The sequence below is a fragment of the Paenibacillus sedimenti genome (assembly GCF_014534655.1).
Classification (GTDB): domain Bacteria; phylum Bacillota; class Bacilli; order Paenibacillales; family NBRC-103111; genus Paenibacillus_E; species Paenibacillus_E sedimenti.
The window spans coordinates 101,733-124,485 of record NZ_JACVVD010000013.1; the positions used below are offsets into that span (position 1 = coordinate 101,733).

Sequence of the window (22,753 nt, forward strand, 5' to 3'; positions counted from 1 at the left end):
TTGTCTTATTTTTGTAGTACGTTATCTGCTTGGAACCTCATAATCTCATCAGCAAGCAGATATTCTGCATATTGCCGAGAGCTCGAAATTAATTCTTCCTCGCTTTTATCATCGGTATCAAAGATCGTGAAAGGCCTCAAGAAGTCGGTTTCGATTAAATTACTCGTAGCATGGAAAGGGCTAAGGAGCTCATGAATCGTATAAAGATCACCGCCTCCAGGCTGATAATCAATTTCCGAGCCACCTATAGAAATTGCCAACCCAAGTTCCTTCCCTCGCAGCTTTCCACCTTTCGATGTATAGCCCCAACCGTAAGTCAGGACATCATCCAACCACTTCTTGAGAAGAGGAGGTGAACTATACCAATAAAACGGAAACTGGAAAATGATCCGATCATGCTTTTCCGCAAGTTCTTGTTCTGTTTGAACATCAATCCGCCAATCTGGATAGGATGCATATAAATCATGCACGGTAATCTGATCCGGATACTTCTTTACTTCCTCAATCCAAGCCTTGTTCACTCGAGATTTGCCCATATTAGGATGAGCGACTAGTACCAAAGTCTTCACGATTACCCCTCCTATTCTCGGAAATTCGTATTTTTACTTCCTTCAGTATTTGCCTTGTACATATTGTTTATGAATTCCGGATGATGTATTAACTTTAACGTATATTTGGGCTTTTCGCTTTTCTGTAAGGTCCGATATATTTGTTCATTTAGCTCATGCCCGTTTTTAGAAAAGAAAAATGCACCCACTAGAATTCCATTGGATAAACCAGGGTGGTTATTCCAATGTCCATTCTAGGGGTGCACTACCAGTAGGTTATAGCGTTGCCTGTGATATACCAATTCTACTAGAGAAATCAACTTGATTAATCTTATTCAGCAGTCTAATCATTCCGATACGACTTCCTATTGTTTCGATATGTATCACTCCCATTAAAAAGAAAATCCCGATGATTATTAAAGATCATCGGGACTGACTAAGAGTTCACGACATTTTTTACTGGTTCATGACTTTTTTTACTGGTTCACGACTTTTTTATCACCAGACAACATAAAGAACCGGTACTCCTACACAATTATATCGGCCATGCTGAGGAGGGCCTGACTAAGGGAGGAGCCCACATCTGCTCTTTTTTCAGAACAGCACCGGAATCCCTCTTCCGGCTGCGGCCGCGGTATAAGGTTCCTATCCCCGGAGTTAATACGGTATAAGCTTTCGCCTCAAAATGCGTGCGCCATTTCCCTACCATGACCACAAACACACTGAATATATTGGCATAGCAGTTGATGTAGTTCTTCGGGACCCCCTTGTTCGTACAAGTACTCGGCCACACTGATTCCTTTAGTCGGTTCCATTCGGGAGTTTGGATCATGAGGGTCATTATTGTAGGCATGCACCAAATTCCCACGTTCATCCCCTTCACAGTACATGCATCCAGCGATTTCTTCGCCAATCTGATCTGCGATATTATTGAGAATCTCTTCATCTACGGTAAGTGTGTAGTACGAATCCTGATCTATGATTTCATCATGACAGTACTCACAGCAAAGGCTCTCCATTCCGTCATGAATCTTTTGATGGCAGTCTAGTTGTGTTTCAATAAGATAGTGCCTATGTATTTTCGCAAAACCGAGAACAAGCTCTCCGCAATCAAAACAAATTTAACTCCGTAATCACGAGAACCCCCCTCTGGTAATTACTCTTTTTGGTAACGATTTAATTTCAGATTCAGGAATTGTATAATTTCTTCTCTATCATAATCCTTTAAGTTTCTAAAAATTTCAATTAACTTTAATTCCATATCACCAAGCGATACATTAAATAAATTTAACGATTCATTTTCCACTAGACTATCCCCAGTTAGTAACCAACTTAAATTTGTTTTAAAGACTCTATGTATGGATAGAATTGTTTCTAAAGATGGGCTATATTTCCCCTGTTCCAATTCACTTAGAGTTGCTTGAGAAATTCCGATTAAGTTTGCAAATTCATTTTGATTTAATCGATTTGTTTTACGAATGATTCTGATACGATCTCCTAAATTTGATTGCAATTTGCCCTCTCTCCTTTCGAAAATAAAAAAATGTCCCGATGACAACAACCATCGGGACTTTAAGTGTATGTGAGACAAAATCAATTTTCAGTTACTGACTCTAATGTAAAGTTACAAACTCTAATGTAAAGTTACCAACTCTAATGTGGAGTTACATACTCAAATGTCAACGAACATAAACAAATGTGAGTAATAATTAATCCTGTCATAAAAAGAGTACTTATTTTAGCACTTTTATAATAACAAACCGTCATTTTCTGTAATAACAACTGTCATAATAACGGCGATGTATAATATAAGGTGTCATAATCAGTTTCGCTTAGTTTAAGAAAGGCTTTCATAAATTACTTATGGCACCTTAATTAATTTAAATAGCTACTCAATGACTCCTTCTTCAATTCGGTCCAATAATGGTTGTTCCTTAACTCCTTTCTAGTATTAAGCCGCGCTGCTCGGATGACGAGATAAGTGCGGCTTAGATTTCTTTTACTTCCTTGATTTACTTCATTCCTTGGGGCTAAATAAGCAGTGTCTTCAGTTCTTTCTCAGAGAGATCACCATAAATATATTATCCTTGGCTTCTTCAAGATACCTAATCGTTAATCCAGGACATTGATCCATTTTATCATCAAACAATCCTGCCAACCGCTAAGCTTCGATTAGGATTTGAACGAACAAGCCAATAACACCTTGGCTCCATTCATGCAACAATTGGGGAATGTTTGTTTCCAGAGTATCTAGATCACTAAGGCCTTTCATTTTCGGCAGATTCAGTTGTTTCTCTATCTGAAACAGAACTTCAATGAAGGATTTGTCGTATTCTGAATATTTCATTCTAATAGAGCCACCTTTCCGGAAAATTTGAGCCACTTCTCCCGGTGATGGGAGCCATCATGTACCAGGCCTTTTGGATTGAACTAACTGGTAACATAGTTTAACAACTTTACGAGGGATGAAAGAATTAGTAAAATAGAATTCATAAAAATTAGATACTTAAAGCATGTTTTGAAACAGCACTGATACACAGGGAGGAATAATGAAAAGAACACTGATCATTGGAACGTTAATATTATCATTGGGTTTTGGACAATCCGTAAGTGCAGCAGCTACTAACGGAAAAGTGGATTTCAAAGATGTTGGAGGGCACTGGGCTAAAAGTAACATCGAATACATGGTAGAACAAGGAGCGGTTGATGGATATCCAGATGGCACGTTTCGTCCGGAAGGAACCATCACAAGAGCTGAGTTCAGTAAGGTTCTTGCTGATCTGATGGATGCAGATGGTGGGAGTAACGCTTTTGCTGACACAAAAGGACATTGGGCAGAATCGAAGGTTAATGGTTTGGTGAATGAAGGGATCATCGTGAAGTCTGAATATCCTAATGGGTTTGCGCCGGACACGAAAATCACGCGACTGGAAATCAGTAAGATGGTCGCTAGAGGCCTGGCGCAAGAAAGCTTACTTTGGAAAGCTGTACTGTTAGGTTTTCAGCAGCTACCGGCAATTAATGTCCCGTTTAACGATCAAGACGAAATGAAGTTGTCAGATGTGCCTTATATTGCATTAGCTAACAGTTCGGATATTATTAACGGTTACGACGATGGGACGTTTAAAATAGATCGTTCTGCAACAAGAGCAGAAGCGACAGTTATGCTTAAACGTTACCTTGATGCTAAGAGTAAAAAGCCGGTATTGAGCGAGTTGTTGGAAAAGTTCAAGGGTGAACAAGATGTTCAAAAATTCTCCAAAAGTCAATTGGAAGCATGGGTTGATAAAGATGCGGATATTAAGCGGTTAGCAAATTTGCCGATTAATCATTACACCGGCACTTCTTTGGCTAAAAATCACGATGCTTTGATCTATCCAATGGGACATGATTCATCAACTAATGATACCGAATTGGTCACGCAAGCGATGAATGATATGATTGGTTGGATGAATGTGTACGAAAACCTTGATTATAGAACGGTTGGCGATTCGTGGAAAAATAAAATGCTTCGTTACTATAGTCAGAGTTCCACTTACCACGGAGTCCATTACTCAAATGAAGATCTTCCTAAATTAATCGATGTTTATGTTAAGGAAGTAAAAGACGGGAAATACATTCAAGAGAGCTTCTTCGTGACTGATCTATCTTTGGCATTTAAACAAAAAAGAACTGAATACTCCAATAATGAGTTTGTAATTCGAGGAACGCAATATGTACGTTTCACATCCGTTACCGATCTGCCAGAGGGTGTTGAATTGAATAAGTGGTATAAACGTGATGTTGATGTGAAGTACATGCAAAATCTATGGGGTGACAAGGTTTCTTGGGATACAGCAGACAATATAGCTGCGGGTTACACTGTTATTACTCCATATAAATTAGTTACAGTAAAGTAAAAAGACATATGCGAGCAGTTTTATTGAACTAACGATCGGAGAGCCACTCAAGATAATGGGTGGCTCTCCTTGCCGGAGTGGTGGCTCAAAAATGCCGGTAACGTGGTTCTCACTCACTGGAACGATGGCTCAATTTGCTCTGTAGTATTCATATTCTACATACCGCTCCAGTTTTTTTACATAATATCGATTAAGATATCGAGAGTCTAATGTCCTTAAGCCATCGTTCACTGGTGTACCAACACAGACTATGGATACCTGTCCTACGTTCGCGGCGTACTCAATATTTTCCAGAACTCCATCTCTCTTGATTGAATGACCTTCTACAACCTAATCACTGATCAATTTAGTTACACCTTGATACAAATATCCATGAATATGATCCTTTAGTTCTGGGTAAGCCCGATAAACATTGTCTGTTAAATTCGACTTTTTCAATATACTTTTTTGGCTAACTGAATTACCCATTTTAATTAATTCATTAATTGCTTCTTTAACCATAATTTTATATTGCTCTAGCTTGATTTTACTAATTCTTTCTTTATCGAGGTCTACCAACTTCACTATATATTTATACAAATCAGGATGGTTCTTCATTAAAAAGGTATGTGAATACCCTATATATTGATAAAGCTCTTTACTTAAAATAGGTTTATCTTCTTTGAATTTATGATTGCAAAATCCCTTGATTTTCCCGTATAATATTTTCTTCTCACTCTTTATCATTCTAAGGTTCTGCTTCTCACCCGTCTTTATTATTTTTTCCGTGAGTCCATATTTTTTCAAAGTTTTTTTAGTGCTTTTAAGTTTTGAAGCAATATGATTCACAGTAATTTTGACATTGTTCTTCAAGCATTTTTCTAGTTCAACATTAACTTTGGCTTCAAAGTCCTCTATTTTCTCAACCAAGTTTACATTAAGTGCATCAAAATGGAGGTAACTTTGGATTTCAGGCAAGTTCAAATAATAGTAAAATTCGCCCATCGTCCAATTATTCTTTTTTTGTGCTTGCCTAAAAAGATTACCTCCGTCTTGAACAAGTCGCTCAAAAACAGCTAAAATATCGCCGTTAGAATCAATAGGTTTTTTGACATTTAATTTTTTCGGTAATAATTTATAATTGCACGCATATCCCAATAGATCATAAAATGCTTCTAATGAAAGTTTAAAATGCTCTCTATTCTTCTTAATCAAAGTTTCATTTGGATAAAAGTTAATAAAACGTTCTATCAAATGCACCTTATCATCAGCTGCTTCCCAATGACCATCATTTCTCCTGTAACCATATTTCATATAACATTTCGTGCAAACAAAAGCTTTGGAATATCTGTTTCTACCCTTAAAATATTTAGATCGTTTCACCTTCTTCATGGATTCATTCGTTCTATAAGACTTGCACCATGGAGCTAAACAATTTCCAGCTACATCCGACGTTATTAAATAATGCCGGTTTAAAGATTCTATAAACATATTAGGTACTGTAATGTCCTTCAGGAAACCAATATCAATATTCAATTCCATTATTATCTCAAAGAAATTTTCAATGGTTAAATTACCGGTCTTTTTAATTCCCCTTGCAAGCTCTATGATTCTTCTTATAGTTTTTTCACTATGAGCATTATTAAACTCTTGGCGGTTAAACTCTTTTCCCTCACCATTCATGATGTATAGCAATATAATTGCAAGAGATCTTTCTCTATCAAACCCATCAATATTATTAATTAAAATGTTGTTTGGATTAATAAGATATTGATAGTTTTTTATTAACAACCTTTGTTTTTCAATAAACTCCAGATCAGTTACTTTTGTATAGCTGCTCTTTAAAGAATGACTGCATTTATAACAAATGTCCTTGAGTTGAGTTGCTGTATTTAAATAAGGTTGTTCTGAATCGCAATTATTACACTTATTTTGCAATCTCACCTCATGAACATCGCATATTTCAATATCTATTAATTGCCAATGTAATTTGAAAATACCTTTTTCTATGCATTTTGGGCAAAACCTTCGATACTTGTGTTCAATAATTTTGGTTATTCCAAGCTCTTTGTGTGCTTTTTCTTTGAAGTCTTTTTTTTCCATAAACTTAGAATACATAGAAGTAAATGTTGATGCTTCTATGTATTCTTCGGGTCGATTTAGTAAAATTGATAGCATTGATGTATCTAGAATATAAGCAGGCATTACATCGAGGTAATAGTTATAACGGGAATCATATCTTTTAAATGTACCCTTGTTTAGACTCCCGAATATTTCCGTATATTCTGTATTATTTAAACTCCCAATTCGAAGTAAATAACTTGAAAAAGATTCTTCTTCTTTAATCTTTGGCCTAATAGTAAACCTTCTCAATTCAGCCACTACCTTTATAACTCCTCTCCGGATACTTTCAATTTTTGATTATGATCCATCCTCCTTCTTCCAATATAAGCTGTTATTTCTGGTGCAACCCTCCATAAAACGGTTCTTTGGAATTCTATATGTTTATAAATTTCAGCCGCACTCAACTTTGTATTAATGTTATTCAACAAGAAATCATCGACCTTAGAATATATAAGCGTCTTTTTTTCTAATATACTTTTCACTTTTTGTTTTTCCTTCATCTTGGAAATTACTTTATTACACCCCCAGTATCTTATGGTTTCAGCACAAACGCCTAATTTTTCACATACTGTTTTTAATGAGATCTCCTCATCTTGTTCATACATACATTTTAACAACTCAATTATTTCATGCTTTTTATCCGGTTTTATTTCAATAACTTTCACATCTTTCTTATTCAAAGTTTGAATAACCCTAATGTGATATCGATAGGATAAGTAGTCATTAATATTTCCCCATAGATCCCAATTACTTATCACTTTAATTGTTTCACCCTTATCAATAGCCTTTATAAATTGACTCAATAAATCCTCATTAATTACGAATCCATTTTGATAGTCCAAATCTTGAAAAGCACTCCTACTGCGAAAGTATGCCATACTTCTTCTGACTTTATCAGTTGTTAATCCTGTTTTTAAAACGAGCTCATTTAGACTTGGTTTTTCAAATACCTGTTCATTTAGTTTGTTAAATGCTTCAATAAAATATGTTCTTTCTTCAAGCTGATCCTCCTCATTTATGGCATACTCACAACCGCACGTATTACACACTAAATAGTATTTTAAAATATTACCGCTAGCTCTTCGTTTCAATGATTTCCCTGTTTTCATGAGCGATCCTGATTTCTTATAAGATGCGCACCAGGGTGCAAGACAGAACAATTCATCCTTCAATAACTTTTTTTTATAATTAATTGCTTCACGGAAAATGTTTGGCAATTCCAATTTCAAAAATCCCCTTAGCCCTATTTCATTATCTTTTAAAACAGACAATAAAAAAGTTATGTGGAGCGCCCTTTCGTGAGCAAGACTTTGACGTGCATGTTGTAACAATGTTGGAAGAGAACCCGGTCTTCTCATGTTATTTTCAATCACATTTAAGTCTAGATGTTCTTTTTGATTATTGAGAAGAAATAGAATACGTAAAGCTACTTCATACGTTTGAATTGGTGTATCGTGATTGTTTATTAGATATTCCCAGGTGGCAGAGTACCAAGATTCATTTTCAAGATTTTCTTCGTCAATTCTTTGGGAAATCCGACTATCACATAAGCTATTTTCACAATATGGGCATTCTCCTATAACAGAGATATCTTTGTACTTAATCTCTTCATTACAAAAACTACATTTCTGTAATAACTTATCTCCATGTTTTATACAGCCATTTATATGATCAATCCTCCATAACAAACGGTTATATTTTTTTTCTTCAAAACACTTTGGACAATAATGCAAATTTTCACGAATTATACCGGATAACAACCTTGACCGTTCTATTTCCTTACTTCCACAAAATAACCTTTGTACATTGTATAAGGTGCAATCAAGTAAAACTCCCTCACTAACATTAACGTATTCGCTCAACCTTTTTACATTAATAGTATTTATTGGAGCGGAATCAATTAAATTAATGTCATTCCATTGAGCATAATGAGCGGTATAATTGACTTTTAATGAGTTCCAAAGCTGTAGCATTTTAGTTCCATTAAAGGAAGCTAATCGATATAAATAACTAGATAATGACTCATCTTGATAAGGTTTTACTCTTACTGTAAATACTCTATGGTTCAATTACACCACTCTCCTCAAAAGGGTTACTATCTTTATTCCCCTTTTGAAGAGATATATACTTTGATATATACTTTTATATATACTATTTTATATACCAATAGATGTACTTAATTTTACTTTTTACTGTTTTTTTTGTTTTTATCTATATCGTCATCTAATGCATCACCCAGTATGATTTGGTAAGCTTCTTCTAAAACTTCTTCATCAAATTGCAAATTATTGAAATCATCAAATCCCTCATCAAGCACCCCTAATAAGCTAAATGCTTCTATAAGTAATGGTGTTATATAGCCAACCTTTCCTTTACTCATAGCATGAATGTATTGAGCTACTCCAGCTTCTTTATCCCATAAATATAAGTCTTTTGGGGGATCCAATTGTTCCTCAATTTGCTTTAAGAAGTTGCAAAATTCTTCATTACACGTTTCAAATCTTGTTAATGTTTTTGGTCTATATCTTGATCGATATTGTTCATCGAGTGTCCTTAATTCTTTTGATTCAGGTGTCCCCATAAGCACTTGTGGTACTTTGGTCTTATTAGCCATTTGTTTAATGCTATCCATTGCTGTTTTATTATTAATTGGAGAAGTAATAATATTATTAATTTCATCGAAAATTATAAGTTTGACCCCTTGCTTTTCTATTAATTCGTAAGCTTTATCCTTTAAATCATTTACGCTCGGTCTGCCCGATAATCTAGGAGAACCTAGTGAGTCTAGCACTTCATGATAAAATTCCATAAGTGTAAATGGATGTGGTATCTCCACCAATATTATTGGTGTTTTGTCAATTTCAGTACCTTCTTCATCCACCTCCACATACATCTGATACTTTTCTAAGAACTTTTCTGCCATTGTTGATTTGCCTACGTTAGAACTTCCCATAATGAAAAGATGTCTAGTTTTTCCTGGTCGCTTCATCATTGATTCGAACGTCTTATATATGGTTTTTATTTGAGGATGTTCTATATTTAAATTAAGTAAACGTTCAGCAAAAGGATGGTAGCTTGCATTATTAAGCATTAGTTTTCAACCCCCTTTTTTCCCTCGCCTTTTTAGCCATCATCTTCAACTCATATAATGTTGGGTCTGAGTTTGATGAAGAAATAGCTTCTGGCCGCTTCACCTCAACCTGAAGACCCAATCGTTCAGTTTGCTGCCTTGTTTTCCTGTTTTTCTTATACATGCGATCAATATCATCTCTTAACTTTTCCTTCGCCTTTAGGACTTCCTGACTGCTCGGAATCGATTTTAAGCTATTTTTTTCTCTAGTAATTTCAATTATTTTTTTGTAAGTAAATCTATTGATTCCTTTTAGGGAATCTGCAGATGGATTAACTGCCCCAACTTCTATATACCGTGCTGAATCAGGTAGTTGGATATATATTTTTGATATATCGTCATCATCATACTTCACCTTGTATTTGACTTTGCTTTTATCAATAAGATGTGTAAGTTCAGGGGATTTATAGCGTACATTTTCTAGCGTCACACCATCCCTTGTATAAGGCTTCATTTCCGATGGTAATAATTCAATCTTAAATAATTCTTCATCCTCTTCAGCAATAAATTCTGGATAACCTCTTTTCTTCAATCCGTTGATGTACCTGGAGATTGGATTTTCAACATCTAAAGGAAGGCCTCGATGTGTCTCAAACGGATATATATCCGTGAAATATCTGATTAATATTTCTCTAACATTCTCTAGGGTTAATGCTGCATTTGCCTCTGGGTCATACTCCCCTAAGTCAGCAACACTACTTTTTCGTGTTCCATCCAAGGTATGAATCCATTTTGAATTAACCGTCCGAAATAGACGTTCAATTGTACCGCCGTAACGAGGTGTTGATCTTGGTCTATATCTAACGTTTGATTTTAGGGTTTCATTAATTAATCGCTTGATTTTATAATTATTAAACTCTGACCCGTTATCCATTTGAATAATATCCGGGACACCAAATACATCCCATTCGTAAGTAGTATTGTAATTGTCCTTTGTTCTCTTAAATAAGACTCCTTGTTGAATCGCTTTTCTTACTCTATTTGCGGAAGGCGGTTCGAAGGACAAATACATACACCAGATCATCCTACTATAAACATCAATTCCTAATGTTAAGAACGGACGACCTATTACTAATCCACTTTCCCCATCTATCACATCTAAATCCAATGGCGTATGGTCGATTTCGACAATATGTAGTGGGTATAATGCTTCTTGATTGGCATGCCCTCTCTCTACAGGATCATACTTCTCATTACCCCTCTTTCCTTCGCGTGCCCTTTCTTTTGTTCGGTCTGAGATTCTACCCAATAATTTATATATGGTTTCTGTTTTTAGTGGTTCAAGCCCCTCCTTTAAGCATTTAATTTGAATCAATTCAATGACAGCACTTTTATCTTTCTTTTGCACAGTCAAATAATGATTTTCTAGTACTTCTTTGATAATGGGAATATATTTTTCATCTTTGCGGAAAGCAATCGTTTCTAGTACCCAATCTGGATCGTTTGGGTGACAAAGATCAATTTTTCTATTGTCTGAGCGATATTGATACCCTGTTCCTGCCTTTGAAACCAGTCCTTCCTCACCTCGGTTGTTATCCCCACCTGCCGCTTTGCGGAAATCGGTTAAATAACGATAAATTGTTCTATCCGAAACCCCATATTTTTTTGCTATTAGACCAATTAATTCTGTTTGATTTAACATTTCCACATTTTCGTCTGATTTTAGGTATTCTCGATAATGATCCATAAATTCGTAATATGAAGTAAACTTACCTTCCTTAATTTTTTCTAGCACAAGAATTGGCTTTATCATTTCAAATCTCTCGGATATTTCCATTCTTTTTTTCTCAGGCAAGTTATCTAAGATGGCGGTGTATTGTTCGTTCTCTTTTTCAATTCTCTTTACCATTGTTTTGCTTGCTTTAAATGACGGATTCAATACCAGCTCTGAGAAACTGATAGAAATTGCTTCTCCGTCACTATCAACCCTTTTGATAGCTACATTAGGTGGATCTATTGACATAACAATATATGTCTTAGCAAAATACATTAACTTTGAGTTAACTTTTAATTCATTCAGCTTCATCATTATCACCTTCTTCTAAAACAAATCGATCTATTTGTTCTAATAAAGAGCCCATTGAAATCTCACTGTATTCATCTATGTCTTGATATATATTGGTTGTGAATATCCCTTTCGCTATCAAGTGATAAATAACAGGTAAAATAAATAAAGGGGATATTTGTGTCGAAAAACTCTTTGCCAGATCTATAATTGCTATTTTCCCCATATACCTCAACCTCATCTCGACAATCGGAATCCATTCATCAAACCATTTCCGTCTTTTTAAAGCACCATGTAAAGACTTAATGTTGCGTAAAATTTTATCGGGAATTTGTTTTGGGTATATAACCTTATAATCCCAACCATTTATTACAGCGTATTTATCACATCTTCTATTTACTAACTCATGTTTTGGTGTTGTAATTGGATTTTCCTACTCAACCGTTCTATCCATTTTCACACTATTAAAAGACCCAATTAGATTGTGGATCTTCCAACTCAACTTATTATTTACTTTACGTTTCGGAGCAAACTCTTTATCTTCTTCAATCCAACTTTTGGAATCCCAATTCATGTCTTTCTTCCTTCCATAAATCAAGTTCTTTGGTTTTCTTTAATGGGCATAAGTTTGATCCATTTGTTGTGAATCTTCGCATATGCAATTTTTATATCCTGTGGATCAAATTTCACCTCAACCTTGTTCCGGCTTGCAATTTGATTCTCAAATTCATGCGATGAGTAGAAAATATTATTAACTCTAACTCCCTTTTCCGGCATGGCCACTCTTTTCCCTCCTTTTATTCTTGGGCAAGTCAGAATCTCAAAATCGCCGTTATATACAATTTCTTTAGCAGTCATATCAAATGTGGGTTTTTTTCCATCGCAAGTATCATCAAACCACTGATTTAAAATCCCGCACAAGTCTTCCAAAGAGTATCTAACTGTATTAGGTTTCCATTCCTTTAGACTTATCCTGGGAAGGCTATAAAGGAAATTTGCAGTATTTAAATTAATGACCTCATGCCTGCAAATAGTTTTTGGTTTTCTCAACACCGTACAATTGCATATTGCACATAATTCCTTTAGCTCTTCACTATAAAACTCTTTCTCATTGTCTAATACAATCGTTTCAGGAAGTCTCGAGTGTTTCTTTATGCACTCTCGCAATACCATCAAGCATGATACATGTGATGGTGGATCCATACTCAAATTTACCGCTATTGCTTTTTTTGAGTATTCATCTGTTAAAAGTGTCACCCATGGTCTACCTAGTATCTTATTCGTCTTTGAACAAACTATTTCCATGTCCAAAAGTGTATTTTCAATATAGCCTTTCTCAAAGGGCCGATTACCAAGGGATTGGGGTTTATCTAGGCCCTTGTCAAAGACTCGTTTTATGTCTTTCTGCATTCTGATATTTTCCCCATTTCTTTTTTCGCCTCTAAAGAACCTCATAGATTTTCAACTCCCATTTATTTATTGTATTGATTCTTTGTTAAAAACTTCAGCTGCAATATATTAATCTTAATTATTGATCATTATCCAAGGAAGATTTAATGGACTTTCTCCTATGTACAAGTAATGATAAATACCTTCCTCATTAATGGCGAACAAAAGCGATTTTTTTCTTTGATCTACATTTAATGCTACACACCTCCCTGAGTAATGGCGAACAAAAGCGATTTTTTCTTTGATCTACATTTAATGCTACACACCTCCCTGAGTAATGGCGAACAAAAGCGATTTTTTTGCGACGACTACAATTAGTTCTCTTTAGATTTCCGATAATGTTGTCTTCTACTTTTTAGCTCTTGAATGGAACGAAAGTATTTTTCCAATTTGGAATTTTGATACATGCAATATTCAACGAGATAACAACTTTCCAGCTCCTCATCATTTTCCCCCTCTAAGAAAATCAGATTAAAATCAACTGGATTATACAAAATCTTTATATCCCAGCCACCAGAAATTTTAGCATTTTCAAACCAACGCTCGGAAATTGCCCGCGGGCATGAATAATATAAGTTCCGAAAATGAACTCCTTTTGGTGTTACCGTGGCAATTCCAGTTAATTGCATCGTATCTTCTTGCATTAGACTCCCTCCAAATCTTTTGTTATAGTCCTTTCATCTCCATTAATATCCTTATTGCTATATTTATTTATACATTTTTTATTGTAATTCGGATATTTTTAACGCAAAAAATGAACCAGTTAGCATAAACTGATTCATCTTTTCAACTGTTGATCATCAAATACATCTATAAACCCATCCTCGTAGCTAATTTTATTAGCCTGTACGGCTGCAACGGGCTGTTGTTTATATTAAATTTCTGTTGGTTTTTATCTGCCTCAGAGGAAACATTACTCTTCACTCCCCAAAAGTCTATATACTCCTCTTGCCTCTCTAACAAGCAATCGGTACTCTGTCGGAACATTCGAAGAACTGTTGCCTCCATTCGCTTCCGAGACCATATCTGCCATAACTGTGCCGATACCTCTATTGCTTACATTGCAATTTTCGGAGATCCAATCAGTAATCTCCTAAATACTACGTGAGTGGCCAAGAGCCCTAAATGCACTGATCACTGCTTCATATTGTGTCATAACAACTCACCTCTTCAACAATTAGGCTGGAGATACTTAGTTTTCACCTTGATAGTTCAGTTTGCCATGATAATGATTATGAAAACTTATCTTACTAAGGTATACTTATTAGTTGGTGCTCTTCTAATTTTTCTTCGGATTCAGTATCGAAAATACATCTAAAACCCCCACCATTATAGCCATGAATTCGAAACAATCCTGGATTTTTTGCAAGGCACCGCTATGTGAGTTGTCAGAAGGAATAATCCTCTACCCTCTGGGAATGTTTTTATTGGAGGGTAACAGGTTGCATTTTCCAAGCTCCAAAGACCTGAAAAAATCCATTGCTTTTGACATTAGCCGTTACTCCTTTAGATATAAATTTAAAAATATGTCTGTCACGAGGGAACATCTTCTTTAGTAATTAACATCAACGATTCTTTAGCAATATGCCCCGTCAACTTCGACAGCCTCTTCGACTGATTCAGCGTTATATCATCAAACAAATTCCGAACAAGACGACCATTTGAAAAGTGATCATCTTTTTCATTTAATCTCGATTGCAACAAATCACGGACTTTTTCCATAGCTTGCTCTTCGGCAACATAGTCATTTTGATTGCAGGTGTAATTGAATATTTTAACAAGCTCATCGAGTGAATAATCACTAAATGGAATAAAAGTATTGAATCTTGACTTTAATCCTGGGTTGGATTCAAAGAACTGCTCCATCAAATCTGTATACCCAGCTACGATTACAACTAGGTCATTGCGATAATCTTCGAGAGCTTTTGTTAACTCAGTAAGGCTTTCTCTCCCATAACTATCGCTATGATCATTCTCTGTTATGCTATACGCTTCATCAATAAATAGGACTCCACCTTTCGCACGATTAATTAATCTTTTTACCTTGATTGCTGTTTGTCCTTGATACTCAGCAATTAAATCAGTCCTGCTCGCTTCAATAAATTGTCCTTTACTTAGTAATCCAATAGCTTTATACATCCTCCCAACAATACGAGCCACTGTAGTTTTAGCTGTACCTGGGTTACCTAGAAATGCCATGTGCAAAGTCTTGTTAGACTTCTTCAATCCGTTTTTCACCCGTAAATGTTGTATTTGATTATAGTCAATCAAATCACGGACTAGTTGCTTCACATTCTCGAGACCAACCAATTCGTCTAATTGGTTAAGTAACTCATCTAGTGAAACATTTGATGACTCTTTTAAGTCTTGGAAAAGCCCATCAACTTTTGATGCTCCTAGATATTTGTATAATATCTCAACAACTCTTTCTTGCTTTTGCTCCATATTAGGCAAGGTTTGTTTCTTAGTTAAGATACCTAAGTTTTTGATTAACTCTAAAACAGCTTTATCATTTTGTTCGTCTGTTATTTCTTGAACTAATTTTTCAAAATCAGATGTTTGCCCTAAGGTAACATCTATCTGCATAACTTCTTTAATCAGCTGGCGTTTGTAATTTCCTGAAATCATCATAGCACCCCAATTATTATCAAAATCACTAGAACACATGTTATAGCAATACTAGTAATTGAAATAATCTTAGTAGTCTTCAAAACTTTTGATAAGCTTCCTATCAACAGACTAAGCTCTGTAATCTCATTTTTCGCCCTTGACAATTCAGATTCAAGATAAACAGACATACTTTCTTCTTGTTGCTCGATTCCAACCTTGAGTTCCTTAATAGCATTTTCAAAATTTATCTTGTTTTTTGTGACTTCGTTAGTAGTTGAATCGAGTTTGGCATCCAACTCAGAATTGTTTCGAGCGACTTTTTTAGATAAGGTCTGGATATCATCCTGAATTAATCGTTTTAGATCACCAAGTTTCTCTCCATGAATAGCAACTTCTTTATTTATAGTTTCGATATTAGTATTGTTTTCTTTGCTTATTGCTTCGATTTTAGATATACTTTCGTTTTGATTTGAAACCAGTTGTTTCACTGTTTGAAATTGCTCAACTTGAATTTCTCTTAGGTGATTAAAATCATCTTGAAAAACTGACTGTGAAGATAACAATGCTTTCATTTCATCAGTCAGGTCAGCTACTCTCAGTTCTTGAGCTTCAACCTTTGCTTTGATTGCTTTAACATTACTTTGCATTGTAGAAAAGACAGCAAAAATTTTATCCACATCTGCCAAGTGTTCTATCTTCTCAATCTTTTCTTTAAAGTTTTTCAGAACCTGAATTACCTGTTTTTGTTGATTAATGATTTGTTTAATCTCATTTTGATTTTCTTGAACGCCTTCTATTCCTTTTAAAGCTTTTGAATTAGCTTCTTCAGCTGCTTTCAATGAGACTAAAATTCCCTGAATGTACTCTTTATCTAATGCAGAAAATGTATCGTAAATAGTATTAAACTCTTGAATCGTTCTAACAAGAACTTTATTCTGCTCAATCATTTTATCTTGAATACTTTCAGTTAGCCTATTTAAGTCACTACCCTTCACATCATAATTAAACAACCCAAATAACCCTCCCGAAGTCGGGACACAGGGTAACTCTGTTTCCTTAGGTAATTTCTGACTGAATGCCTTTAATTCATTTTTCTTTTTATCGAAACTATTGCTTCTCGTAGTCACATTTACTGCCTGTTCATTATTTGAGTTTCGCTCTATAGTCTTTATCTTTGTCATTTCCCTTCACCTTTAAAGTAAGCCTTCTAAATCTTTTTGCATTTGAACTAAATCACTCTGATTTTCACTAATATTGTTCTTATTTTTTGAATCATTAGTATTATCATCATAAAATATCTTATTAAGTGATTCCCGCATTACGCCCTTCGCTAATGCGTGATTCTCTAAAATTTCGCCCATAACATTTTCTTTCAATGCTACTACACGATTTTCAGCTACATAAAGTTGTGCTTGTTGAAGATTCATTATCTCATTTTTCTTACCGATAATTTGATGGCCCTTTTCTCCTTTTAACGTTTTTGAGATAAACTTATCGATAAGATTCAAAATTATTGCACCAACTAATCCAGATACTAAACTTGATAAAAACAAGCCAATCATATTAGCAAGAGTGCCAATTAGAGGTATATTAATTTGCATTCCAGGAACAGTTAGTAAGAATTTCTCGAAAACCTCTCCTAAGAAAATCGCACTGCCACCAACTAATCCAACAGTTATTATTTTTCCGACTTGAGCTGCCTTTACAGTAAACGGTTTGTCCTTATTCTTCTTATCACGAAGATAATTAACTGCATCAATAACAGAAGATATCCCTTGTTTAATTAAACTTGCCAATTTCTTAAAAAGACTAACAATAGGCCCGAAGATTTCAGATATAATTGTACCAATAAATGTTGATGCTCCCGTCTGAACAACACTGAGAATTTTGGAAAAGAAAGATTTTATCGATTCCTTCATTTCAGATAAGAATCCTTTAATCGACTTAGATTTTTCTTTAAAAAAACGAATTAGGCCCTTCATGATTTCTTTCAACAATGAAAAAAGTGCTGAGATGGCCATAGTCTTTAGAGCGTCTTTTCCGGCTTTTTTCCCGATTTCTTTTGCTGCATTTACACGAATATCTTTATTAATTGCTTTTCTTGCTTCTTTATCAGCTTGCATCATAAGATCGTCATCAGCAGCAAGCTTATCGTTCAAACGTTTATCATTCTTTTCTTTTTGTAAACGTTTTTCAACATCTGACTTGTTTGATTCATCGACTTTTTTATTCGCCCTTTCGTTTTCTTCAATAAGTTTTTTTTCCCTAGTCTCGCGGGTTTCTACATACTCTTTGTTGCTCTTTGCACCTTTGCTTTTGTTCAATGACTCGTTTGTCGGCTTTAGATTTTCTTCTTTGTTCGCAAGGTCAGCTACATCTAAATTCGCTTGCTTTCTTCTTTGATTTTCAAATACTTCTTTTCTAGATACTACATGGTCTAAATTAGCTTCTTCATTACGCTTTAAGTCTTTTCCTGAGTATTCATCCTTTAAAGTTCCAGCTTTTTGTTTTTCCTTCATTGCCTTATTGGCATCTTTGTATTGTTGATTTTGCATAACCTTGTCAGCAATATCCTTATACTGCTCAGGATGCTCTCTATCATATTTTTGAATTAATGTCTCATTAGTCATGTCGAGTCCAATTTGATTCCCAAACTGTTTCCAAACTTCATCCAAGACTACTTTTCCTAAAGAATCAGGTTCTGATATCGTTGCTCTATCTTTTTCCAGTAATTCTAAATCAGAAAAGCTTTCTTCCAACTGTTTTGATAAGAAACCTTCCACTTCTTCAAAATCAAAGTCAGTTTCAATATTATCAATTTCAATATTTTGATTTGCATTCTTATTAGCCATAGGTTCAAACAATCCTTCCAAAAAAAATTTATTAATAAAAAATTTGGTAATAATACCACCGTAATTTTTCTTTCTTGCGGCTTTTGACGGATATATGCCTCCCCAAACAATGAAAGAAATAATAAAGTCAAACGTTGCTCACCGTCAATCGGGCAGTATTTTCAGCCGATATACCCTTTTATTTGGATAGGGCGAGGAAGCTTGATAGTAAAAATACTGGAATTAGCCTGTGGTACATGCAGAATTACAATTCCACTTGCTGCGGAAGGTATCAACATATGGGGCTACATTGATACAAAGCTACTTTAACTCTTCAATGCTACTTCGGAAACATATAAACAGTTGTCGATAATCCATCTACTTCTTAAATCATACCTTCACTCATAAATACTAACCCTTCATAATCCTAAACATTTCTTCTTTATGTTTGCTTGCTTTTGCTTCAGTCCATCCTTCATCATCGAGAGTGACTAATTCTTTCATGATCTTAAGTTTCAAACTTTGCTCGATAACGCTTGGGTAAGAACTAATTTTTCCTACTGGTGGTAAATTAGAAAACTTGGAGTTTCCTGATACAGTTATTAATGCAAGGTTTCCAAAACCATCAAGATCATCCGATTCCCATTTTACACCTTCAATTGGATGTTGTGGTTGGAAGTGTTCAACGGAACTTCTAAATTGAAATTGCCAGTCATCATGCATCGGGTGGATAATTTCCTTGCCCAAGCAAGAATACCCATTTTTATATAAAAGATAATCAAGGTAAGTAAATATGATTCTTTCAAAACCAAATCCACTAGCATCCTCAAACCTTGTTTCGATAATTTTTGTTTTGCAGTAATCTTCAAGGATTTTAATGATGTCACATGTTTCATTCTCTAATAACCCTGTTAAGACTAGTGAAATCCAATGCATCGTCTTAGGTGATGTGTAGGTTATACGCAAGCAGGATTGCAGAGTTCTTATTTGTTTATTATTCCGACTATCGTCATCGCCGAAAGTGCCTATATATTTAGGCTTATCACCGTTCACATCACTATATTTCTCTAAACGTTGTAACGACCATTTTCCAATTTCTTTATAATCTCTAGCATATTCACGTTTCAATATATATTTATCAAACAATACGCGGCATTTTAGCATGTGATATAAAAAGTTCTTTGCTTTGTCAGCATCATCCCAAGCCCAAGATAAATTATTCAAGAAATGTTTATCATCAAGTGTTGAATCTTCCTCTTCTAACTTACTAATTACAGCATTTACCTGTAGTAAAAAATTGGGGAATGAAATAATCGATTCAAAACGTTCATTCTCAACTTCATTCTTACTTACAACATTATTAAGGAGTTTCTTATTTTTTAGAATTTCAATCAAAAGAACTAAATTTTTGTCTTCATCATCTTTCGGAATACATTTCCTAATTGAATCAAAATCGTCGAGATTATCCTTGATACTAGCCCATTCTTTTGTAAAAAGTGACATCCTAACTTTGGGACTGAAATTCATTTGGATATAAGAGTCCATGTTAGAGCATTTTTCCCAAATCAATGCTGCAGTTTTTTTATCGTGTTCTGTATCCAAAACTTCTAAAAACTTTGCTTTTGCTATTTCATGAAGTTCAAGTTGCTCTCCTCGAGTATTCATGATTTCAAAATAATGATTTAAATCTATACCTTGAGGAACTTGTACACGAACAAGAAAAACTTTTTCTAGTTTGCTAATTAACTTATTTTTGTCTATATCTTTAGTTTTGAAATAGTTATCAATGATTTGATATCCCTTTAAGATTTCAACAGATACTAATTCCTCTAATAATTCAGCACTGTCGCCATTGTTAATCATGTTAAGTGTACGGTTTGATTTTTCACGCGCCTCGAATCTTAACGCATCTTTTGTAAAATTCAAGCCAAGATAATTTTCTAAAAGAAATAATGTTGTCAATCTTTGTTGACCATCTATTACTTCATAAACATTATTATCAGCTTGATTAACAATCAGATTTCCAAGAAAATAGTTTTTATTAGAATTGTCAATTGAACTATCAATGTCTTCTATAAGTTGCTCAATCTCCATATCTCCCCAAGCATAGTTGCGTTGATAAATTGGAACTACATAACTAATATTGGTAAAAATGCTTGACACCGGTATGATTGTTAAATTATTATCCATCGCCTACCACCTATTCCATTCACAAAGTAAATCATACACCGCTTTGTACTTCTCTTTATTTTTCCCCTCAACATCGGGTTGCGCCAAAACAATAAGCTTTAATTCTTCTGCATTGTTCATTTCACTGATTTCTGAAAACAGATCCAAACCCTTGTTTACACGTTCATGGCCTCCTTGTGCATACTTATTTATTGTCTGAGGATACACAGCAGTCATAGTCAGTCGCAAAGAATAGCTCCATGAATATAATTGCTGCATCACACCTTTAGATAGACTTTCAATACCAAAGCGATCTGCAAAAAACAATAACGCACATTCATATAATTGTTTAATATAAAGATCTCCAGTACGTATACTCGGAACTTGTTCTTTCGTGTGAACTTTATTAATAAATTTTTGTATTTGCTCGAGTAGATTTCTATAGTGAAGAGTATAATTAAAAAATCGCTTTCCTGCCAAAAGTGGCTGTGTTAATTGAAATTGGTTTAATGTTTTAGATGCAAGTAGTTCACTACTTCCATTTGCATTAAACTGTTCCACGAAAAGGTTACTGGCTTTATGATAGATCGCATAATTAAATACATTTGTGGTTTTAATCCCTTTGAACACGTCGGTTTTACTTGACGAATAGTCAAACCCATTCTTTCCTTTATACCATTGAGTCAACGGGTAAAGATAAGTTTTAAATAAGTCATTCAAACCATCCTGGTTCATATTTTCCCATTGGCTGATAATTCTTACTTTCTGATGTTCGTCTTCATCATCCATCTCACGTAAATGATATGACTTCAATAAATCATGTGGTTTTAACTCTTTGCCGCGGGAGTTTTGTGAATCAAAGAATTGAAAAGCCTCTTGCTCGCTGTCTGTGACAATTTGAACTGCACTACAATGTTCGAGTAAATATTCTTTGTACCTGCTTCGCTCATCTTCCGAAAGTTCATTTATCCGCATAGATAAAATTTCAAAATTAGTTACTATTGCATCATTAGATAGTTGATTATATTTTTCTCGTAATAGCCCCTGATCCTCATCACCTAAACAGTATAGAAGAATCGAAAGAGTTGTCAGTCGCTGTTGGCCATCCACAATGTTGTATTTTTCATGTTCTTTATGTAAAATTACAGAGCCAATTCTGTATTCTTGTATACCATCTTGATATGCATTATAAGTATCAAGAAAAAGCGTATTTGTAGACTTCACACTCCAACTATACGGACGTTGATATGATGGTAAGGCTAATTTCATATCAAGTAATTCATTAATCTTTCTTATTTTTAATTCATTTCGAAGTAGAGCCATCTATAAATCCCCCTAACTACTTCAAATCTCGATTATGTAATATTTGCGACCCTCGCTTAAGTCTTGCCAGATAAAATCATATCTGCCTGATAAGGTAATGGAATCTTCGTTTTTTCCTACCCCGGTTGGTTTAAATATACTACCGTATACAGAATGTTCTTCTCTAAAAAATTTATACACGCCTTCAGTGTTGCGTCCTTCAAAGAAAGGCTTTTCTGAAACAAGGGTAACAGTAGCCGTTTTAGTAAATCCTCTGCTTTTAAGTTCTTCCATGAATTTAATGTCCTTCACGAATGAATACATCTGCTCTGGATACTGGCCATTTAATGGACACTTAAGTTCAATGGCATACTTCTCAGATTTATCTTCATTAAATATGGTAATATCTATTTCCTTCTTAATGGTTTTGTTGTCTGGAGTGAAGTATGACACATTTCTTTCAAATTGAATCCGATAGTCTGGAAGTTTTTTACGTAGAAATATCCCCAACTCATGCTGGTGGCTAAACTCATTATAAATTTCAATACCATTAGACTGAACACATAAGTAAAAATCCTCTATTAATTTCCTTATCTCTAGCAATGTTTCTACCCCCATATTTCATCATCATAGATAAGGCTTTATCTGAACAGAAACAAGAGTTTCCTTTAATTAATGCGACAGCAAGTGTGAATCGCCCTAACATC

Annotated in this window: 18 protein-coding genes; 2 read left to right on the forward strand and 16 right to left on the reverse strand. The window is 34.7% G+C overall.

All coding sequences use genetic code 11. The annotated features are described in order from the left end of the window. Positions 1 to 5: 5 nt before the first annotated feature. Positions 6 to 569, reverse strand: a complete 564-nt coding sequence (locus ICC18_RS27540; RefSeq protein WP_188177638.1) for an NAD(P)H-dependent oxidoreductase — start codon at positions 567 to 569, stop codon at positions 6 to 8. Between the two features lie 809 nt (positions 570 to 1,378). Here ICC18_RS27540 and ICC18_RS27545 point away from each other — a divergent pair. Then, positions 1,379 to 1,597, forward strand: coding sequence for a hypothetical protein (locus ICC18_RS27545; protein ID WP_188177639.1), 219 nt, complete (start codon positions 1,379 to 1,381; stop codon positions 1,595 to 1,597). Between the two features lie 107 nt (positions 1,598 to 1,704). Here the strand turns inward: ICC18_RS27545 and ICC18_RS27550 are convergent, their stop codons facing one another. Continuing rightward, positions 1,705 to 2,061 (reverse strand): helix-turn-helix domain-containing protein, encoded by a 357-nt coding sequence (locus tag ICC18_RS27550; protein WP_188177640.1) that lies wholly within the window; start codon positions 2,059 to 2,061, stop codon positions 1,705 to 1,707. Positions 2,062 to 2,709: 648 nt separating this feature from the next. After that, positions 2,710 to 2,895, reverse strand: coding sequence for a hypothetical protein (locus tag ICC18_RS27555; protein WP_188177641.1), 186 nt, complete (start codon positions 2,893 to 2,895; stop codon positions 2,710 to 2,712). A gap of 202 nt (positions 2,896 to 3,097) precedes the next feature. Here ICC18_RS27555 and ICC18_RS27560 point away from each other — a divergent pair, with 202 nt between their 5' ends. Continuing rightward, positions 3,098 to 4,447, forward strand: coding sequence for an S-layer homology domain-containing protein (locus ICC18_RS27560; RefSeq protein WP_188177642.1), 1,350 nt, complete (start codon positions 3,098 to 3,100; stop codon positions 4,445 to 4,447). Positions 4,448 to 4,777: 330 nt separating this feature from the next. Here ICC18_RS27560 and ICC18_RS27565 read toward each other — a convergent pair whose 3' ends face one another. The 13 genes from ICC18_RS27565 to ICC18_RS27625 form a co-directional block, all read right to left on the reverse strand. Beyond that, the gene (locus ICC18_RS27565) at positions 4,778 to 6,808 is read right to left on the reverse strand and encodes a TniQ family protein (protein ID WP_188177643.1); all 2,031 of its coding nucleotides are present in this window, start codon (positions 6,806 to 6,808) and stop codon (positions 4,778 to 4,780) included. Between the two features lie 5 nt (positions 6,809 to 6,813). After that, positions 6,814 to 8,619 carry a TniQ family protein gene (locus ICC18_RS27570; RefSeq protein WP_188177644.1) on the reverse strand — a complete coding sequence of 602 codons (1,806 nt, stop codon included), beginning with the start codon at positions 8,617 to 8,619 and terminating at the stop codon, positions 6,814 to 6,816. 113 nt (positions 8,620 to 8,732) lie between these two features. After that, the gene (locus ICC18_RS27575; RefSeq protein WP_188177645.1) at positions 8,733 to 9,641 is read right to left on the reverse strand and encodes a TniB family NTP-binding protein; all 909 of its coding nucleotides are present in this window, start codon (positions 9,639 to 9,641) and stop codon (positions 8,733 to 8,735) included. After that, on the reverse strand, positions 9,634 to 11,709 hold the full coding sequence (locus ICC18_RS27580) for a TnsB C-terminal domain-containing protein (RefSeq protein ID WP_188177646.1): 2,076 nt from the start codon (positions 11,707 to 11,709) through the stop codon (positions 9,634 to 9,636). The genes ICC18_RS27575 and ICC18_RS27580 overlap by 8 nt, the downstream gene beginning before the upstream one ends. Beyond that, entirely contained in the window at positions 11,693 to 12,109 is a 417-nt protein-coding gene (locus ICC18_RS27585) for a TnsA endonuclease C-terminal domain-containing protein (protein ID WP_188177688.1), read from the reverse strand. Before ICC18_RS27585 ends, ICC18_RS27580 begins: the two co-directional genes overlap by 17 nt. A gap of 170 nt (positions 12,110 to 12,279) precedes the next feature. Further along, the gene (locus tag ICC18_RS27590; RefSeq protein WP_188177647.1) at positions 12,280 to 13,140 is read right to left on the reverse strand and encodes a TnsB C-terminal domain-containing protein; all 861 of its coding nucleotides are present in this window, start codon (positions 13,138 to 13,140) and stop codon (positions 12,280 to 12,282) included. A 308-nt stretch (positions 13,141 to 13,448) separates the two neighbouring features. Beyond that, positions 13,449 to 13,778: a hypothetical protein gene (locus ICC18_RS27595; protein WP_188177648.1), complete on the reverse strand. Its 330-nt coding sequence runs from the start codon at positions 13,776 to 13,778 to the stop codon at positions 13,449 to 13,451. 889 nt (positions 13,779 to 14,667) lie between these two features. Next, positions 14,668 to 15,765, reverse strand: a complete 1,098-nt coding sequence (locus tag ICC18_RS27600; RefSeq protein ID WP_223192918.1) for an AAA family ATPase — start codon at positions 15,763 to 15,765, stop codon at positions 14,668 to 14,670. After that, complete coding sequence (locus ICC18_RS27605) at positions 15,762 to 16,925, reverse strand: hypothetical protein (RefSeq protein ID WP_188177649.1); 1,164 nt, start codon at positions 16,923 to 16,925, stop codon at positions 15,762 to 15,764. Before ICC18_RS27605 ends, ICC18_RS27600 begins: the two co-directional genes overlap by 4 nt. 12 nt (positions 16,926 to 16,937) lie before the next feature. Next, the gene (locus ICC18_RS27610) at positions 16,938 to 18,596 is read right to left on the reverse strand and encodes an AI-2E family transporter (RefSeq protein ID WP_188177650.1); all 1,659 of its coding nucleotides are present in this window, start codon (positions 18,594 to 18,596) and stop codon (positions 16,938 to 16,940) included. A gap of 390 nt (positions 18,597 to 18,986) precedes the next feature. After that, a complete protein-coding gene (locus tag ICC18_RS27615; RefSeq protein WP_188177651.1) occupies positions 18,987 to 20,765 on the reverse strand; it encodes a DUF262 domain-containing protein in 1,779 nt (592 codons plus the stop codon). A gap of 3 nt (positions 20,766 to 20,768) precedes the next feature. Beyond that, complete coding sequence (locus tag ICC18_RS27620) at positions 20,769 to 22,067, reverse strand: DUF262 domain-containing protein (RefSeq protein ID WP_188177652.1); 1,299 nt, start codon at positions 22,065 to 22,067, stop codon at positions 20,769 to 20,771. Positions 22,068 to 22,088: 21 nt separating this feature from the next. Continuing rightward, entirely contained in the window at positions 22,089 to 22,664 is a 576-nt protein-coding gene (locus ICC18_RS27625; RefSeq protein WP_188177653.1) for a hypothetical protein, read from the reverse strand. Positions 22,665 to 22,753: the final 89 nt, after the last annotated feature.

Excerpts from the sequence above, each read along its gene's own strand:
- ICC18_RS27580 (WP_188177646.1), bottom strand. The coding sequence starts at position 11,709 with ATGATGAAGCTGAATGAATTAAAAGTTAACTCAAAGTTAATGTATTTT.
- ICC18_RS27610 (WP_188177650.1), bottom strand. The coding sequence starts at position 18,596 with ATGGCTAATAAGAATGCAAATCAAAATATTGAAATTGATAATATTGAA.
- ICC18_RS27590 (WP_188177647.1), bottom strand. The coding sequence starts at position 13,140 with ATGAGGTTCTTTAGAGGCGAAAAAAGAAATGGGGAAAATATCAGAATG.
- ICC18_RS27560 (WP_188177642.1), top strand. The coding sequence starts at position 3,098 with ATGAAAAGAACACTGATCATTGGAACGTTAATATTATCATTGGGTTTT.
- ICC18_RS27620 (WP_188177652.1), bottom strand. The coding sequence starts at position 22,067 with ATGGCTCTACTTCGAAATGAATTAAAAATAAGAAAGATTAATGAATTA.
- ICC18_RS27625 (WP_188177653.1), bottom strand. The coding sequence starts at position 22,664 with ATGGGGGTAGAAACATTGCTAGAGATAAGGAAATTAATAGAGGATTTT.
- ICC18_RS27615 (WP_188177651.1), bottom strand. The coding sequence starts at position 20,765 with ATGGATAATAATTTAACAATCATACCGGTGTCAAGCATTTTTACCAAT.
- ICC18_RS27595 (WP_188177648.1), bottom strand. The coding sequence starts at position 13,778 with ATGCAAGAAGATACGATGCAATTAACTGGAATTGCCACGGTAACACCA.
- ICC18_RS27545 (WP_188177639.1), top strand. The coding sequence starts at position 1,379 with ATGAGGGTCATTATTGTAGGCATGCACCAAATTCCCACGTTCATCCCC.
- ICC18_RS27605 (WP_188177649.1), bottom strand. The coding sequence starts at position 16,925 with ATGACAAAGATAAAGACTATAGAGCGAAACTCAAATAATGAACAGGCA.
- ICC18_RS27555 (WP_188177641.1), bottom strand. The coding sequence starts at position 2,895 with ATGAAATATTCAGAATACGACAAATCCTTCATTGAAGTTCTGTTTCAG.
- ICC18_RS27600 (WP_223192918.1), bottom strand. The coding sequence starts at position 15,765 with ATGATGATTTCAGGAAATTACAAACGCCAGCTGATTAAAGAAGTTATG.
- ICC18_RS27575 (WP_188177645.1), bottom strand. The coding sequence starts at position 9,641 with ATGCTTAATAATGCAAGCTACCATCCTTTTGCTGAACGTTTACTTAAT.